This window comes from Paraglaciecola sp. G1-13 (genome assembly GCF_055809255.1).
On the sequence record NZ_CM147903.1, the window covers coordinates 309,028 to 324,913 of the forward strand.

Annotated in this window: 16 protein-coding genes; 5 read left to right on the plus strand and 11 right to left on the minus strand. The window is 44.5% G+C overall.

The window, feature by feature from the left end:
* Nucleotides 1–2: 2 nt before the first annotated feature.
* A complete protein-coding gene (locus AC0L6N_RS01355; protein ID WP_473478154.1) occupies nt 3–1,763 on the plus strand; it encodes an acyl-CoA dehydrogenase in 1,761 nt (586 codons plus the stop codon).
* 174 nt (nt 1,764–1,937) lie between these two features.
* Nucleotides 1,938–2,951, plus strand: coding sequence for an AraC family transcriptional regulator (locus AC0L6N_RS01360; protein ID WP_473478157.1), 1,014 nt, complete (start codon nt 1,938–1,940; stop codon nt 2,949–2,951).
* A gap of 355 nt (nt 2,952–3,306) precedes the next feature.
* On the opposite strand, the gene trpS is transcribed toward AC0L6N_RS01360, so the two are convergent.
* Both trpS and rpe read right to left on the minus strand, forming a co-directional pair.
* Entirely contained in the window at nt 3,307–4,320 is a 1,014-nt protein-coding gene (trpS, locus tag AC0L6N_RS01365) for a tryptophan--tRNA ligase (protein ID WP_011573550.1), read from the minus strand.
* Between the two features lie 33 nt (nt 4,321–4,353).
* The gene (gene rpe / locus AC0L6N_RS01370; protein WP_006990752.1) at nt 4,354–5,031 is read right to left on the minus strand and encodes a ribulose-phosphate 3-epimerase; all 678 of its coding nucleotides are present in this window, start codon (nt 5,029–5,031) and stop codon (nt 4,354–4,356) included.
* A 315-nt stretch (nt 5,032–5,346) separates the two neighbouring features.
* Here rpe and AC0L6N_RS01375 point away from each other — a divergent pair, with 315 nt between their 5' ends.
* The 3 genes from AC0L6N_RS01375 to AC0L6N_RS01385 all read left to right on the plus strand — a co-directional run bounded on the left by AC0L6N_RS01375 (nt 5,347) and on the right by AC0L6N_RS01385 (nt 6,818).
* Nucleotides 5,347–6,072 (plus strand): TorF family putative porin, encoded by a 726-nt coding sequence (locus AC0L6N_RS01375; RefSeq protein WP_011573552.1) that lies wholly within the window; start codon nt 5,347–5,349, stop codon nt 6,070–6,072.
* Nucleotides 6,073–6,309: 237 nt separating this feature from the next.
* On the plus strand, nt 6,310–6,615 hold the full coding sequence (locus AC0L6N_RS01380; RefSeq protein WP_006990750.1) for a hypothetical protein: 306 nt from the start codon (nt 6,310–6,312) through the stop codon (nt 6,613–6,615).
* 5 nt (nt 6,616–6,620) lie between these two features.
* Nucleotides 6,621–6,818, plus strand: coding sequence for a DUF2970 domain-containing protein (locus AC0L6N_RS01385; protein ID WP_011573553.1), 198 nt, complete (start codon nt 6,621–6,623; stop codon nt 6,816–6,818).
* A 45-nt stretch (nt 6,819–6,863) separates the two neighbouring features.
* Here the strand turns inward: AC0L6N_RS01385 and AC0L6N_RS01390 are convergent, their stop codons facing one another.
* From AC0L6N_RS01390 to pilM, 9 genes are all read right to left on the minus strand, one after another.
* Nucleotides 6,864–7,697 (minus strand): Dam family site-specific DNA-(adenine-N6)-methyltransferase, encoded by an 834-nt coding sequence (locus AC0L6N_RS01390; protein WP_011573554.1) that lies wholly within the window; start codon nt 7,695–7,697, stop codon nt 6,864–6,866.
* A 92-nt stretch (nt 7,698–7,789) separates the two neighbouring features.
* Nucleotides 7,790–9,328, minus strand: a complete 1,539-nt coding sequence (locus tag AC0L6N_RS01395; RefSeq protein WP_473478161.1) for an SPOR domain-containing protein — start codon at nt 9,326–9,328, stop codon at nt 7,790–7,792.
* Between the two features lie 123 nt (nt 9,329–9,451).
* A complete protein-coding gene (gene aroB / locus AC0L6N_RS01400) occupies nt 9,452–10,519 on the minus strand; it encodes a 3-dehydroquinate synthase (RefSeq protein WP_011573556.1) in 1,068 nt (355 codons plus the stop codon).
* Between the two features lie 32 nt (nt 10,520–10,551).
* Complete coding sequence (aroK, locus tag AC0L6N_RS01405; protein ID WP_006990745.1) at nt 10,552–11,067, minus strand: shikimate kinase AroK; 516 nt, start codon at nt 11,065–11,067, stop codon at nt 10,552–10,554.
* 234 nt (nt 11,068–11,301) lie between these two features.
* Nucleotides 11,302–13,044 (minus strand): type IV pilus secretin PilQ, encoded by a 1,743-nt coding sequence (locus AC0L6N_RS01410; RefSeq protein WP_473478163.1) that lies wholly within the window; start codon nt 13,042–13,044, stop codon nt 11,302–11,304.
* Entirely contained in the window at nt 13,037–13,570 is a 534-nt protein-coding gene (locus tag AC0L6N_RS01415; RefSeq protein ID WP_473478166.1) for a pilus assembly protein PilP, read from the minus strand. Before AC0L6N_RS01415 ends, AC0L6N_RS01410 begins: the two co-directional genes overlap by 8 nt.
* Nucleotides 13,567–14,178, minus strand: coding sequence for a type IV pilus inner membrane component PilO (locus tag AC0L6N_RS01420; protein ID WP_473478169.1), 612 nt, complete (start codon nt 14,176–14,178; stop codon nt 13,567–13,569). Before AC0L6N_RS01420 ends, AC0L6N_RS01415 begins: the two co-directional genes overlap by 4 nt.
* On the minus strand, nt 14,179–14,760 hold the full coding sequence (locus AC0L6N_RS01425; RefSeq protein WP_473478171.1) for a PilN domain-containing protein: 582 nt from the start codon (nt 14,758–14,760) through the stop codon (nt 14,179–14,181).
* A complete protein-coding gene (pilM, locus tag AC0L6N_RS01430) occupies nt 14,748–15,878 on the minus strand; it encodes a type IV pilus biogenesis protein PilM (RefSeq protein WP_473478173.1) in 1,131 nt (376 codons plus the stop codon). Before pilM ends, AC0L6N_RS01425 begins: the two co-directional genes overlap by 13 nt.
* Between the last annotated feature and the right edge of the window lie 8 nt (nt 15,879–15,886).

Sequence of the window (15,886 nt, forward strand, 5' to 3'; positions counted from 1 at the left end):
TTATGAGTGAATACACACACCCTTTAGCAGATGCTGAGTTTGTACTGAATGAACTGGTTGACTTCGATGGGCTATGCGCTGATATGGGTCAAGAGGACATCAATGGCGAGTTGGCAAGCGTTATATTGGCTGAAGCCGGCAAACTAGGTAGCGGCGTATTAGCACCATTGAACAAGGTCGGTGATTTACAACATCCGAGTATGATTGATAAGGACGGCGGACCAGGAGTGCAAGAAACAGCCGGGTTTGCACAAGCCTATCAAGAATACGTGGAGGGTGGTTGGGCATCGTTAACCGGTGCTGAGGAATTCGGCGGTCAGAACCTTCCGAATGTACTTGGTAGTGCGGTTAATGAGGTATGGCATACGTCCAATATGGCGTTCGCTCTATGTCCATTGTTAAGCCAAGGCGCGATTGAGTCGATTTCTCATCACGGCAGTGAGCATTTACAGCAGTCTTATTTGCCTAAAATGTTAAGCGGTGAATGGCCAGGTACCATGAACCTTACTGAGCCTGATGCTGGTACTGATTTGGCTGCGGTGAAAACCAAGGCGGTGCCAAATGATGATCATTACTTGATCACTGGCCAAAAAATTTATATCACTTGGGGCGATCATCAAATGACCGATAATATCGTGCATTTAGTGTTAGCAAGACTGCCTGATGCACCAGCAGGTGTAAAAGGTATTTCACTGTTCATCGTGCCCAAATTTAATTTGGATGAAAATGGTGCTCCAGCTGAGCGCAACGATGCTTATTGTGTTTCGTTAGAGCACAAAATGGGTATTCATGGCAGCCCAACGTGTGTCATGAGCTTTGGTGACAATGGTGGCGCGAAGGGCTACTTAGTGGGCGAAGCTCATAAAGGTCTGTCTTATATGTTCACCATGATGAATCACGCCCGTCAGGGTGTTGGTTTACAAGGTTTAGCCATATCAGAAGCGTCATATCAGCATGCTTTGGGGTACGCCAAAGAGCGTTTACAAGGCACGAATAAAGACGGCAGCCGCTTCACCATTATGAAGTTTCCTGATGTGCGTCGTATGTTGATGCAAATGAAGTCATCTACAGAGGCGATGCGCGCATTGTGCTTGGTGGCCGCAGCAGAAATTGATCGTGGCAATGGGGCTCGCAGTGAGTTGTTTACGCCAATAGTCAAAGGCTGGTGTACTGAGTTGTCTCAAGAATTGACCTACCTAGGTACGCAAATTCATGGTGGTATGGGCTTTATCGAAGAAACAGGCTCAGCGCAGTTCTATCGAGATGCCAGAATTTTAACTATCTATGAAGGCACTACAGGCGTACAAGCACTGGATTTAGTCGGGCGTAAAACCTTGGTTAATAAAGGTGAGGCTTTAGGCGCGCTTTTAGATGAAATAGCCACAGATTTAGCTAAGTTTGATGCCGTGGGCGGGCAATTCACATTGGCAGCTCAGCAATGTAAAACGGCGCTTGAGTGCGGTGTAGCAGCTCGCCAGTGGTTGCTTGATATTGCAGCACAAGACAAAAATGCACCAGGCAGCGCCAGTGTCAACTTTATGATGCTGTTTGGTTATTTGTGTGGCGGCTGGTTAATGGCGAAAAGTGCGATGCAAGCCAATGCGAAATTAGATGCAGGCGAGGGGAACAGCGAGTTCTTAAACGCTAAGCTGATTTCTGCACAGTTCTTTTGTGAGCACATGGTGGTGCGCACCCAAGCGTGTTTCGCATCGATTCAGGCGGGCAGCGAAAGCATCATGGCGTTGCCCGAGGACGCATTTTAAGCTTTTAATTCTTTGATTGTGTTTTCATCAGCCCCCATAGAGGACTTAGGGGGCTTTTTTATGCTCGAACGGAAATAATTGAGCCTATTCAACATATAAATATCCGCTTAGTATGAGAAACGATATACTTTGAAATCTAAATGCCCTGCCATATATCGAGAGCCCGTTACTTTCATGCGTCACAAACATCATTCTATTTCAGTTCATTTCGCTCAAGCTATTGTCAAAAGAGCCATTGATGTGGGCCTGAATGAAGCGCAGTTATTGTCCGAGTCAGGCTTGAGTAGAGCCTTGTTGAGCAATAATGAGGTGCGCATCACCCCAGAGCAGTTGAGCCGTTTGATGCAATCTGTTTGGCGAAGTGCAGATGATGAATATTTGTGTTTTGGTAGCCAGCCTTCTCGCCATGGGGTGTTCAATTTAATGGCAAAGCAAGTGAGCCATAGTGCAAGTTTGCGGCAGGTGTATCGACGGGGCACTCGTTTTTATAATTTAGTCGCTGGCGCAACTAAACTAAAATTTGAAGAGCGTGAAAAGTACGCTCGTTTTTATCTCGCCTTAGACAAACCTGAGCTCGACCCTGAGCATGTGCTTACCGATTTTCTCTTATTGTTGTGGCATCGATTTCCGAGCTGGCTGATTGGCCAGCGCATCCCCCTGCGTAAAATTGGCTTTATGCATGCAAAGCCAGCACATCACGAAGAATATCGCTTGATGTTCCCTTGTGAGGTGGTTTACCTGCAAGAGAGTAATTACTTTGAGTTTGAGCATGACATCCTTAGCGCGCCAGTGGTGCAAAGTCAGCAAAGCTTGAATGATTACCTTCAGCGCTGCCCGCTGGATTGGTTTAAACGTCAGTCTTACTTTCCGGTTTATACCCGCAAAGTATTAAATTATCTAGAAGCGGCTGAGGATATGTCAATTATCAGCATGGCAGATATTGCTGAGCAATTGCACACAACCATTCGCACCTTACGCCGTAAGCTATTAGAAGAAGGCACAAGTTTTCAAGAACTCAAAGACAGTGTGCGGCGAGACGAAGCGATCCATTATCTTAGCCAGCCTGATATGCCTATATCGCAAGTCGGGCGCTTACTTGGCTTTACCGAGGCGGCAACCTTTGCGCGAGCGTTCAAAAGCTGGACGGGTGTCGCCCCCAGTGCTTATCGAAAATCAAAAGTACATTGAAATCCCCCTTTACTGAAACTAACGAATGTCCTCTTTCGCCTAATATATGACTTAAACTGCCCTACGTTTTCGTTCAGGCTTGTAACATACTGGCTTGGTTCAAGTTAGTTTATTGGATTTCATTGAATTTCATTGAATCCCAGTAAATTTGAATGACAGATAGTGTGCAGGGCTGTTATCCCAACCTCTCAGTTCGGCGCGCTTGGCGTGCTAACCGATGCTTGATATACCTTGGGTACGTTAAGCGTCGGTTATTTAAAACTAAAAAAAGCAGCTCTGTGCTGCTTTTTTGATGGATTGGAAATACACAGTAAGTTACTAATAGCGCAACTGTTAACTTGCTATCAGTCCTTTACTAGCGTTTAAGTGGGCTTGCTACGAATCCGATTGCTTCATAAACCTTGTCTATGGTTTGCTGGGCTCGTACTTGCGCTTTTTCAGCGCCTGCCGCCATGATACGGTTCAGCTCGGTTTGATCCTGACGTAACTCAGTAAATTTAGCTTGGATTGGCTCTAGCATGGCAACGATGGAATCGGCTACATCTGTTTTTAAATGGCCGTACATCTTATCTTCATATTCAGGCACTAAATCAGCAATCGGTTTGCCGGTTGCACAAGATAGCAAGCTGAGTAAATTCGACACACCAGGTTTTTCGCTGGTATTAAAGTAAATGCGCGCTTGCTCATCCGAGTCAGTGACTGCGCGTTTAATCTTTTTACTTATCTTTTTCGGATCTTCCAATAAGCCAACGAAGTTATTTTGATTATCATCGGATTTAGACATCTTTTTCAGCGGATCTTGTAGGCTCATGATACGCGCGCCTACTTCAGGGATATACGGATCAGGAATAGTAAATACATCACCATAGGCATTGTTAAAGCGTGTGGCAACGTCACGGGTTAGTTCTAAATGCTGCTTCTGATCTTCCCCTACTGGGACTTGTTTCGCTTGATATAGCAAGATATCCGCCGCCATTAAGGCTGGGTAAGTGTAAAGACCTGAATTAATGTTAGTAATATTCTTAGCGGATTTATCTTTAAACTGCGTCATGCGGTTTAATTCACCCATTTGGGTGTAGCAGTTCATTATCCAAGCTAGTTGCGCATGCTGTGGTACATGTGATTGCATGAATATGGTGCTCTTGCTCGGGTCGATGCCACAAGCCACATACAAGGCCAGCCCATCGAGACAGGCATTGTGCAGTGCAGCGGGATCTTGTCGCACTGTGATGGCATGCATGTCGACTAACATATACAGACATTCGTTATCATCTTGCATATCAACCCATTGACGAAGAGCGCCAACATAATTTCCTAGGGTAAGTTGTCCTGAAGGCTGGCAGCCGCTTAATACAATTGGTTTGCTCATAAAATATTTTCTACTGTTAGTGACTAATGGGAATTATGTTGGAGAAACGTTGGCTAATTCAGCGCGCATAGCATCGATAACTTGACGATAGTCTGGCTGATTAAAGATAGCAGAGCCCGCAACAAACATATCTGCACCTGCTTCGGCGATGGCGCGAATATTATCGACTTTTACGCCACCGTCAATTTCTATTCGGATATCACGGCCACAGGCCTGCACCATTTTCTTCACGATTTGCAGCTTATCAAGGGTTTCGGGGATAAATGCTTGCCCGCCAAACCCTGGATTTACCGACATCAACAAAATGTGATGCAGTTTGTGTAGCGTGTAGTCTAAGCAGTCTAATGACGTCGCAGGATTTAATACCAAGCCCGGCTTACAGCCTGAATCGGTTATCAGTTGAATACTGCGGTCAACGTGTCTTGATGCTTCGGGGTGGAAGCTGATCATGCTTGCGCCAGCTTTGGCGAAACTGACAATCATCTCATCTACCGGCTCAACCATTAAATGCACATCAATATCGGCGGTGACACCATAGTCGCGTAATGCTTTACATATCATCGGGCCGATCGTTAGGTTCGGTACGTAATGATTATCCATTACGTCAAAATGGATGACATCAGCCCCCGCGGCTAAAACAGCGTCTACTTCTGCGCCCAAGCGGGCAAAATCAGCTGAAAGAATAGAAGGAGCAATTAAGAAAGGACGCATATAAGCCTCGATTTGCGCAAAAATGTAACTGTACCGAAAAACACGCTTTGACAAAAGTATCAACTTCGCCCCAAAAAGGGGCTTTCGCTTTTATGTGGTGCATCTCTGCACAGTCTTATCTCATGCCCACTTTTTCCTTAATTTTATATTTCCATTGAATTTCCTTAAAAATCAGATCCTTAGTTTGTTTTCGGGTGATTTTTTTCGTGTTTAATATTTAGGCATTGCTCTTGCGTAGTTGTAACAAGAATTAACGAAAAATCGAAGTTATCTCAACAAAATTGAATTAACTAAAATCATATGGAGCACACACACATGAAAGTATTAAAACTTACCGCATTAGCCGCAGCTGTTCTGGCCAGTTCTGCCGTTAGTCAAACCGCTTTAGCAGAAGTGACTGCTAATGCGAGTGTCACAAGTAACTATATTTGGCGTGGTTTGACCCAAACCACCAACGATGCTGCAGTACAAGGTGGTATTGACTACGCAAATGAAAATGGTTTTTATGTAGGTACTTGGGTGTCTAACGTCAACTATGGTGCAGATGATGTTTACTCTTATGAGCATGATATGTACTTCGGCTTCTCAGGTGAGTCAGGCGATATCACTTATGATGTGGGTTACCTATATTACAATTATGACAGTGAAGCAGAATTCGATTTTGCTGAAGTATATGGTTCAGTAGGCTATGGCGGTCTTAGTGCAACGCTTTCATTGTTGGCCCACACAGAAGCTGACGAAGGTGAAGGTCGCGATTACGGCTTTGCTGAAGCGTCATATATATCTGTAGACTACGGCATGCCAGTACTAAACGGCGCTGAGTTAGGATTTCACGTAGGTTACCATCAAGGTGACTTCGCAGAAGATTTCAACGGTGTACCAGATGGTTATGCAGACTGGGGGATTTCATTAGCGAAAGATGGTTTCAGTTTCGCCGTTACGGGTACCGATTTAGACGAAGTTGAAGTGCCAGGCGAAGATCCGTTTGATAACGATTCCATTAAATTCACCGTTGCTTACGGAATGGATTTCGAGCTTTAATTTCTGAATTGATTCTTCCAATTACTTCTGGTTAATAGGAAGAGAATATCTAAAAAAATCCGCTGGCTATATGGCCAGCGGATTTTTTTGTGTTTACAAGTTTTATAAACTTACCGGAACACTCTGGATAAAATTGTATCTTTTTAGCGATGAATAGCCTGACATTTGAGGTGAACTTTAATCTTGAGACGAAAGTATAATGTATAATGCAACAAAATATTTCGACAAGGAGAGATTATGAGTACTCATTTTAAACGACTAATCGGCTTCGGAGCTTTCGCTTTAGTAGCGATGTTGGCTGTTGGTAGAACGTCGATAAATAACGAGACATTGTTCTGCAGTTGTCCGCAATCAGTGGCATTTGATCATGGGCTTCCTATGAGTCACCCGATTAATCGATGCGCTAAGGAGCAGGCTGATGTGATCAGCTGGTCTAGCTGGGTAAGTGGCAACTCTACTTCGTATCAAATGCATTTTATTGATTTACTTGAGCTACTTTCGCGCTATGCTGAAGAAACGGATGAGATAAAGCCAAGAGCGTAATTAATATGGACAATGCAAATAACGGTTTGTGGGATGTGTTTAAAAGTGTTGCTGCCAGCGTGTTTGGTGTGCAAAGCAGCGCAAACCGAGAACGAGATTTTCAGCAAAAATCGTTTGTGCCTTACGTGGTCGTTGGGGTGATTTTTGTTGTTGCCTTAGTCATATCGTTGGTACTGGTCGTTTCAGTTGTTGTACCCAGCTAACACCAATTCTACTGCTAGCTCTCTGTGCTAATTAACATCTAAGCCTTAACGTGAGGTTGGCTTAATATATAACGCCAATAACTCACTGACTTTTTTTCTGCCATTGCCTTTTTGACTAATAAACCGACTCACCTGCAGCTCTGAAAGCTGTGCAAGCGCGTAAAGGCGACGTGTATCGTCAGTATCGTGATTACTGATAAGCACCGGAATATCACGCTCAAAAGCGGTTTTAGCAGAAATTAACGCCAAATTACTCTGTTCAGCCATGGAAAAGCCACCTTTGGCATAACTGGCAAAGTTAGCGGTTTTGCTGATGGGGGCATAGGGCGGATCGCAGTAAACCACACTTCCTGCACGAGCTCGGCTAAATGTCTTCTCATAAGATTCGCATACAAACTGTGCCTTCTTGGATTTTTCGGCAAAGAAATACAGCTCCTCTTTAGGAAAGTATGGCGCCTTGTACTTACCAAAGGGGACATTAAATTTGCCAGATAAGTTATAGCGGCACAGGCCGTTGTAACCAAAGCGATTCAGGTACAAAAACAGTACCGCGCGTTCGTAAATATCTTCGCTGGCATTGAACAAAGCGCGCATAGCATAGTAAGCGTCGGAATCGTTGTTTTGCGCCGTGAATAGCCCTTGTGCATCTTCTATGTAACGTTCTGGCTGTTGTTGCAATATTTTGTAAAGGTTTATCAAATCGGGGTTGATATCGCTCAATAGGTAGCTGGAAAAGTCAGTGTTTAAAAACACCGAACCCGCACCGACAAATGGCTCGACTAATTTTTTTGCTTCTGGAAGGTGATGGTTTATCTGTTCGACTAGCCTGTATTTCCCGCCTGCCCATTTCAAGAAGGCTCTGTTTTTCTTATTCGTCATTAATGTGTCTTGTCAGGCCTTGATTTTGATGAAGATAATGCAAGGTGGAGATTGTAACGAGCCAATGGCAAAACAACAATTGGCATGTGGCTTTAATTGGCAGATTCAATTTCTTGATGCACTTTTTGTAACGCTTTAGGGAATGGCGTTGCCTCATGCAATCCTTTGGGCAGCGACGAAACACCAACTAATGCTGCGGCCAGAGACGGGTAATGTTTATTATACAAAAGCACATACCAATCATTGTTGTAGCGTTTGGTTTGGTACACCCATACGTATTGTTCAATTTTATTGTTGGTCAAATAAGTCTCAATGGCGCTGTGTACGCTAAAGCCGATCACCTGCAGCACGTACCCGTCTTTCGGCAGAGCCAATATAGTGGCTTCATCAAATGCATAGTCAGCTGTCGTTGATAATTCGCTTGGGGGTTGAGCTTTAGCGCTACCAGCTTGAGGCGTAATATCCGCAGCAAAGGGTTTTTGCAATGTGCCAGTTTGTACCATGCCATTCGTTGATTCTGACTCGGCTGCACGTTTGGTCTCTTTACGTGAGCTGCTAGCATCGTCTGTTGGCATTTCAGTCGATTTATTCTTGTTGGCATCAATGCGTTTACTTTCACTTTGCCAGTTTGATATGAGCGCGTCTGTTTTAACTTTCGGCGTAACCTCAGGTTTGGCGACCGTTCTTTCTTCAGGCGCAGCGCTTTGCACAGAAGTATTCAGATGAGTTGTTTGTGCTTCTCTTGCGGCAGATGAGTCCGATTCTTTATTTTTTTGACCCGTCGAGGTGTCTTGAGGCGATATCTCAATTACTGAGGTTGATGCGGTTTTATTTTGCTCTACGCCAGGCTTTATTGTGCTCAGTGGAGATATTGTATCTCCATCCTGATTATCAGCGTCACTTAACAGCTCTGGATACTGAGATAGCAAAATACTGGCAAATATCGCAACAAAGAGCAGTGCAATAACAGGAATAAACCACGGGCGCTGCATGATACTAGGGGATTCTACAGGGCTTGCTTGGTTTCGCTGCTCTATGCGCTGAGCAAACGCTTGTCGTTTATTCGCGATTAACTGCTCTAATTCACTACTCGATATGTTCGCCTCGTGATCCGCCGTTGCGCCGGTACTGGCACCGGCATCCACGACTATGACATTATTTTTATCGCCCAAGGCTTGGTAAGTCTGATTTATCCATTGGCGCTGGGCAAATACCAGCACATTGACTTGCCTGTCACTGCCTGCGTGTAGGGTTATAACAAGCTGCTGCAACTCTTCTAGCATACTGGCAGAGAGGTTTTCACCTTTGGATATGCATATCAGTAGTCCTTGTGTCGGGGCCGACTGAGCATGACCAATGCCAATACCAGGCGTGAGTATCTTGGCGAGGGGAGTGTTGCCAGAATTGGGTGCTAATTTACTGGAAAGTTGTTGTGTCAGTTGTTGGCGAAAATCATTCAGCATCATACTTGGCTTAGCTGCAATGACAGCCACTTCGTCACTGTCATCTTGTTCAGCCAATAGCGCATCAACACAGGTAGATACACTAAAATCGGGCTCAGACTTCACAAAAATGAGCCCCGAAGAATACTGGATTAAATGGCTAAGGCGTTTGTGCAATTCGCTTTGCAAAAGTGTTTACTCAAATGGTTTATTAAAATGTTAGTTCAATAAATTGTTTGTTCGAAGGTACGGGTCTAAAAAGTCATTCGTTTAATCGGTCGAGCGCTTAAATGAGACTCGTTTAGTACCTTGCTAATCTAACAATGAGCGCAACAATGTTTCATCTAGCTCAGAGGTAACCACCGCATCGCCAATTGCTTTAGGTACGATGAAGTTGAGTTTGCCCGCTTGCACTTTTTTATCGTGTGCCATGTGCTGCATGAAAGTCTGATAACCCATATTTGCTGGTGGCGCGATAGGTAATGAAAATGCCTCTATTAAAGCAATAACACGCTGCACTTCTTCTTTGCTCATCCAGCCTTTCATTTGGCCTGCTTTCGCTGCGAGTACCATGCCTGCTGCGACGGCTTCGCCGTGTAACCAATTGCCGTAACCTTGCTCTGCTTCAATGGCGTGACCGAAAGTATGACCTAAATTGAGTAAGGCGCGAAGTCCTGACTCTCGCTCATCAATAGCGACAATTTCAGCTTTGATTTCACAACAGCGCGCAATGGAATATTGCAGGGCGTCAACGTCTTGCGCGATAAGTTGAGCAATGTTTTGCTCAAGCCATGCAAAAAATGCTTTGTCGTAGATAATACCGTACTTAATCACTTCCGCCATGCCGGCAGAGAACTCTTTTGCTGGTAAGGTTTGCAGGGTCTTGGTATCGATAAAAACGGCTTTGGGTTGATAAAATGCGCCAATCATATTTTTACCTAAAGGATGATTAACCGCAGTTTTACCACCTACCGATGAATCAACTTGTGATAACAAGGTGGTAGGTATTTGAATAAAGGGCATACCACGCTGAAAACTTGCTGCGACAAATCCAGTTAAATCACCAATAACGCCGCCACCAAGAGCGATCAGCGTAGTGTCACGCGCTGCAGACATGCTAAGCAGCTGAGTGATCACATGCTCAAAGCTGGCCAGATTCTTGTGTTGTTCACCATCGGCAATGACAATTTTTTCAATCTTGATACTGGGTAAGCTGTCAATAACGGTTTGACTGTATAGCGGGTCAACTAGGTCGTTAGTCACCAATACCGCTTTGTCTGTCTTGATGTAATCTGCCAGTTGGTTGCCTTGGGTGAGCAAACTCGGCTGGATAAAAATGGGGTAGCTACGCTCACCCAACTTCACTGTTAATGTTGTCATAAGCGCAGCCCTTTGGAGGTAATGTCTAGCTATTACTGATTGATTTTCTCAATGATCTGATTGGCTACCGCGCGGGCGCTTTGCTCATCAGTATCAACAATGTAATCAGCAGCATCTTCATACATTGGGTTGCGTTCTTCGGCGAGTCTACGCAATACGGTTTCTGGATCGTCCTTTTGCAGTAATGGACGACGTTTATCACGTTGCGTACGAGCGACTTGCTTGTCAATTGTGGTTTGTAAGTAAACCACAATGCCTCTCGCTGATAGGCGATTACGCACAGCTTTACTGACGACAGAGCCACCGCCAGTTGCCAAAACAATACCTTGTTTGTCGGTTAAATCATTGATGACGGTTTCTTCACGAGCGCGAAAGCCTTCTTCACCCTCTAAATCAAAGATCCAAGCGATATCAGCACCAGTGCGCTTTTCTATCTCTTGATCTGAATCATAAAATTCTAAATGAAGTTCGTCTGCGAGGTGTCTTCCAATCGTGCTTTTACCAGCACCCATCGGACCTATTAAAAAAATATTACGTTTTTCAGCCATTTTTGCTTAGTTCACAATTCTGTTATTTCGGGGGTAGAAATCTATATCGCGGCTACCCTTAAATGGATTAACCTGACCTCGTTGAAATTTCGAGGGCGGGATTATCTCAGCTTTACCCTGAAATTTGCAAGCTTTGTTAAGTCTAGGTGAAATTTAAATCGCTAGTAAGTGTGTTTTACGTGTACATGTGCGTTGGCTTTGTTGGCTTGCAAGTCATGTAACTCGCAGAATAGCTCATTCTAGAGCTAGGTCATCAAGCAATATTTTAGGCGTGACAAAAATCAGCAATTCACGCTTTTCATTGACGGTTTGGGTGTTTTTAAACAGATGTCCAAGGATTGGGATGTCCCCAAGTAGCGGAACTTGGCTTACATCATCAGTTGTCGTCTGCTGAAAAATGCCCCCAAGTACGATAGTTTCCCCGTTATTGACCAGTACTTGGGTGCTGATTTCTTGGGTATCAATCGCGACGGCTAAACCCGTTGAGGTATTGACTGTGTCTCCTCGAGTATCTTGGGTAACGACAAGATCCAAAATAATTCTATGATCCGGGGTGATATGTGGAGTGACTTTTAAACTCAGTACCGCTTTTTTGAACTCGACGGACGTAGCACCGCTAGACGTGGATTGTACGTAAGGTATTTCGGTCCCTTGCTCAATGTAGGCTTCACGTTGATTAGCCACCGTAATACGCGGACTGGCAATAACTTCACCCTTGTTTTCAGATTCAAGGGCGGATAATTCTAAATCCAATATGGTGCCATCCACTAAGCGGGCGACTTGAATGCCAATACTACCCGCTGGATTGGTAACGGGAAGATTAACATTTAGCCGATTATCAATAGACGGCACTACGCCGCTGCTAAGTGTGTCGGCGCCTTCGATAGAGCCAGATGTAGCCGTGTCACCAGAGTTATTACTAAAACCCCAGCGCACGCCAAGTTGTTCACCAGCGTTATCGCGCACTGTAACCATGCGTGATTCGATTAAAACTTGTTTAACGGGAATGTCTAGTGCGCGAATGAGCTTTCTAGCTTCATCAATTGAAGTTTGCGTGTCTCTGAGTAATACGGTGTTAGTACGCTCATCAACGGCAACACTGCCCCTTGGGCTTAAAATGCTGCTATCGGTATTCTTTAAAATACCGGCTACTTCTTTGGCTTTTGCATAGTTAATTTGTAAATTAGCCGAAATAAGGGGAGCGAGCTGAGCTACCTGTTGGCGGTTTTGCAATTGCTGGGTTTCTCTGGATGCGAGCTCTTCTGATGGGGCGATAAGTAATATGTTGCCTTCTAAGCGCTTATCTAAGCCGCGAATTTTCAGAATCATATCGAGTGCTTGATCCCAAGGTACGCCATTTAGACTGACGGTTACATTGCCGCGTACCGTATCCGTAGTGACCAGATTAAAGCCATTAACTTGAGCGATGATTTGCAACACATTACGCACTGGCACATCTTGGAAATCCAGTGAAATGGGCTCGCCGTTATACACAGAGGTACTTTGTTGTTGCTCAGTTGCTTTGGGCTTTATGGTCAGCACTAATTGATTTTGATTTTTGCTGTGGGTGAACACCACATCTTCGAGTAAGTTGAATTCTAAAACGCTGGCCCCTTTTCTTGCGAGGGTGTCTATTTCTATAATCGGTGTGGAAAATTCCGCCACATTTAAGGTAAAGAACTGATCAGGCGCTAGTGTTGTGTCAGGTAGGGTGAGGGTCAATTTTCGCTTCGATGCGATTAATTGAGGAGCAATTCGCTGATTGTTAAAGCTCAAGGTCACCACGCCGTACCCTTCAGTTGAGCGGGTAAATTGTATGTCATTTAGCTGATTAGTGGTCAGTTCGTTAAGTGCAGCAACAGGGTCAACGAGCACCGCATCAGATTGTGCAAGACTAGGCAAATGCCATAAAGCGCAAAGTGCAATGGCGAATACGCACAGCAATTTTTTGGAATGTAAAAAGTGGCGACTAGCCATTGTTCTCTCCTGCATTGTCTTTCATCGACAAGGTTGCTTGTTTTTGCTGCCAGCAACCTGTTCCATCAGGCAACATTTCAGTGTAGGTGATTTTTCCGTCTTTAATTGCTGAGACCTTGCCATAAAAAAGTCCAAGATAATCACCTTTGGTCACACGGTATAATCGGCCTTCGTTGGTTTGAATTAAAGCCCAGACCTTATTGTTTTTATTAATGGTGCCAATAAAGGCCATAGCATCTATTCCGTAATGCTCTAGGGGTTGTTTAACGTGTAACGTACTCGGTTGAGGGCAACTGGTTGTTGCTGCTGCCGTTTCAGCTTGCGGTACATTTTTCAATCGCTGGAATGGACTACGCATTTCATTTGCCGAATAGGCAAAGGCTGGTGATGTGGTAAATTCAGGGTAGGGCTCAATATTCACCGGTGTGTTGCTTTTAACATCCGCGATATAGGCGTTTAAATCTTGTTTTTGTTCTGAACAGGCTGCCAGTAAGAAGAGCATTGTAATCGCTATCAACGCTCTCATTTGTGTGCATCCGCTCGTGATTCAGTCAATTCAGCCCGATAGGTTTTGGCCGCTAACGTTAGCTTTAAATTGGATACCTCCTGACTCACTTCAAAATCATGCACGGTCACGATCCGTGGAAGAGCTGCAATATCAGAAACAAACTTGCCAAATGCATGATAGTTACCTGTCACTTCGATCTGGATGGGCAGTTCGGTGTAAAACTCCTTCGGGACTTCTTTTTGCCAATTGAGCAGTTTGAAAGTAAGGCCAGCAGAAGTGCCCACAAAGGTGATGTCGTCAAGTAATCCTGGCGTTTCGTTACTGGTGGGTAATGACTTAAGCATTGAAGAAAAGTCTTTTTCTAGGCGCTTAAGCTGCTCCTGATAAGCGGGTAAGTTTACTGCTATGTTGTATTTGCCTTGATAACTTGCTTTTAAATCGACCTCTTGTAATTGGACTTTTTCAAGCAGAGGAAGTTTGTCTTTTACCAAGGTGTAGTAACCCCCGATCAACGCAATGATAGCAACAAACAACGCAACAACGGTTTTCACCTCAAATGGCCAAGCGGCTATTTGATCAAAATCTAATTCGTTGAGTTCTTTGAGCTTCTTAACATCAAATTGCATTTATTTTGCCTCCCCTTGTGGTTGATTAAAATCAGGGGCGATATTGGGGCTAATGTTAAACTTGAGTTTAAATTCGCTTACGGCATCAGCTGCTGTGGTATCAGCCACAATGGAAGACAACTCACCGTCATTGAACACTGTTGAGTCAGACACATTACGCATGAAATTCGCCAGACGATTGTTTGAATCACTGACGCCGTTGATTTCTACGCGGTTGATAGTGCGAGAAAAGCGCGCAAAAGATACCCCCGGGGGCACCACACGAGCCAACTCATCGAGCACAATAGGCGCTGCATTGCGACTTACTTCTAGTTGTTCGATAAGCGTCATACGCTGCTCGATAGCGTCTTTGCTTTGTCTTATGCGTTTAATTTCACCAATTTTCGCATCGATTTTGACTAGCTCTGCGGTTAAAAACTGATTCCGATTTTCTTGAGTGGCAATAAGGTTATCCATGGTTTTACTGGCTGCAAACATCAACAACACCATAGACACGCCGATAGCCACTAACATGGTTAGGTAGTTTTTCTTGTGTTGTTGACGCTGGGCTTCCCGCCAAGGCAGCAAGTTTATATGTGGCAAGGTGAAAAACTCCTGAATGCCAATCCGGTGGCAATGGCAAAGTTAGCTCCGTGAGCAGCAATAAGCTTGGCACTCTTTTCATCGCTTTGCATATCAGCTAAGGGATTAAAAACATTCACACTAATACCTAAGTCTTGGGCAAGCTCATCAGCTAAAGCGGGAAATGGGCCAATTGCCCCACAAATGAAAAGGTGCTTAGGAGAAGGCTGGTGGGATGCGCTCACATACATTTGAATTGCCCGGGTGATATGCTGCTGTAAGTTGGCATGGAAAAGTACGTAACATTCTTGCTGCCAATTTACCGGTAAAGAATGAGACACCAGCTTTTGATCGTACTCAACCCGAGTTAAATTAAAGTTCGAGCAGCTGTCTTGGGTAAGCGCATCAAAACCAAAGTTGTGCTCCTTGGTGTACAGAATGTTGTCATCTGTAACCGCGCAAAACTGCATTTGCGATGCTCCAATGTTAATACAGCATCGAACTTCATTTTTTACTTTGCTTTGCTCATCACTAGATATGATATCGCTATCGTTAGGGGGCGGTGTTTTAACGGGCGATGGTTGATGGGAAAAGTGCATCAATGCGTTGGCGAGAGCGTATACTTCAACATCTGAAATTTTGGGTTCAAAGCCCACTTCGTTTAATAGTGTAAGCCGAGAATCAAGCATGTCTTTATGAACGGCGCTGAGTAGCACTTCCACTTTCCTCGAGTAATTAACGCTGGGAGCGAGCCTTTCAAAATCTAAGTAAATCTCTTCAAGAGGGTACGGGATCAAGCTGTCGGCTTCTAGCTCAATTTGGCTTTCAAGTTCAACATCCGTTAAATCGTCGTCCATGTAAGCAAGTTTATTAATCACGGCTGGTCCAGATACGGCTATGACCACCTGTTTCACTTTCGTTTTTAGGCTGAGTTTTACTTTTTTCAATGCTTGGCTTAGTGCTTCGTAATCTTTAACTTCCCTTTCTGCAAAAGCATTGCCATTGATTGGCTCGCAAGCGATGGCTAGCACAGTGGTGCTTTGCTTGGTTTGCTCAAGCAGTACGGCCTTAACATAGCGGGTGCCGATGTCGAGTCCAATAAGGTGCTGCGCTTTTTTAGCCAATAATTTGTTAAACACGTAAGGTT

What these genes read in the sequence shown, in the direction of transcription:
- AC0L6N_RS01355 (WP_473478154.1), top strand. Translation starts at nt 3, where the DNA reads ATGAGTGAATACACACACCCTTTAGCAGATGCTGAGTTTGTACTGAAT.
- AC0L6N_RS01360 (WP_473478157.1), top strand. Translation starts at nt 1,938, where the DNA reads ATGCGTCACAAACATCATTCTATTTCAGTTCATTTCGCTCAAGCTATT.
- trpS (WP_011573550.1), bottom strand. Translation starts at nt 4,320, where the DNA reads ATGAGCAAACCAATTGTATTAAGCGGCTGCCAGCCTTCAGGACAACTT.
- rpe (WP_006990752.1), bottom strand. Translation starts at nt 5,031, where the DNA reads ATGCGTCCTTTCTTAATTGCTCCTTCTATTCTTTCAGCTGATTTTGCC.
- AC0L6N_RS01375 (WP_011573552.1), top strand. Translation starts at nt 5,347, where the DNA reads ATGAAAGTATTAAAACTTACCGCATTAGCCGCAGCTGTTCTGGCCAGT.
- AC0L6N_RS01380 (WP_006990750.1), top strand. Translation starts at nt 6,310, where the DNA reads ATGAGTACTCATTTTAAACGACTAATCGGCTTCGGAGCTTTCGCTTTA.
- AC0L6N_RS01385 (WP_011573553.1), top strand. Translation starts at nt 6,621, where the DNA reads ATGGACAATGCAAATAACGGTTTGTGGGATGTGTTTAAAAGTGTTGCT.
- AC0L6N_RS01390 (WP_011573554.1), bottom strand. Translation starts at nt 7,697, where the DNA reads ATGACGAATAAGAAAAACAGAGCCTTCTTGAAATGGGCAGGCGGGAAA.
- aroB (WP_011573556.1), bottom strand. Translation starts at nt 10,519, where the DNA reads ATGACAACATTAACAGTGAAGTTGGGTGAGCGTAGCTACCCCATTTTT.
- aroK (WP_006990745.1), bottom strand. Translation starts at nt 11,067, where the DNA reads ATGGCTGAAAAACGTAATATTTTTTTAATAGGTCCGATGGGTGCTGGT.
- AC0L6N_RS01410 (WP_473478163.1), bottom strand. Translation starts at nt 13,044, where the DNA reads ATGGCTAGTCGCCACTTTTTACATTCCAAAAAATTGCTGTGCGTATTC.
- AC0L6N_RS01415 (WP_473478166.1), bottom strand. Translation starts at nt 13,570, where the DNA reads ATGAGAGCGTTGATAGCGATTACAATGCTCTTCTTACTGGCAGCCTGT.
- AC0L6N_RS01420 (WP_473478169.1), bottom strand. Translation starts at nt 14,178, where the DNA reads ATGCAATTTGATGTTAAGAAGCTCAAAGAACTCAACGAATTAGATTTT.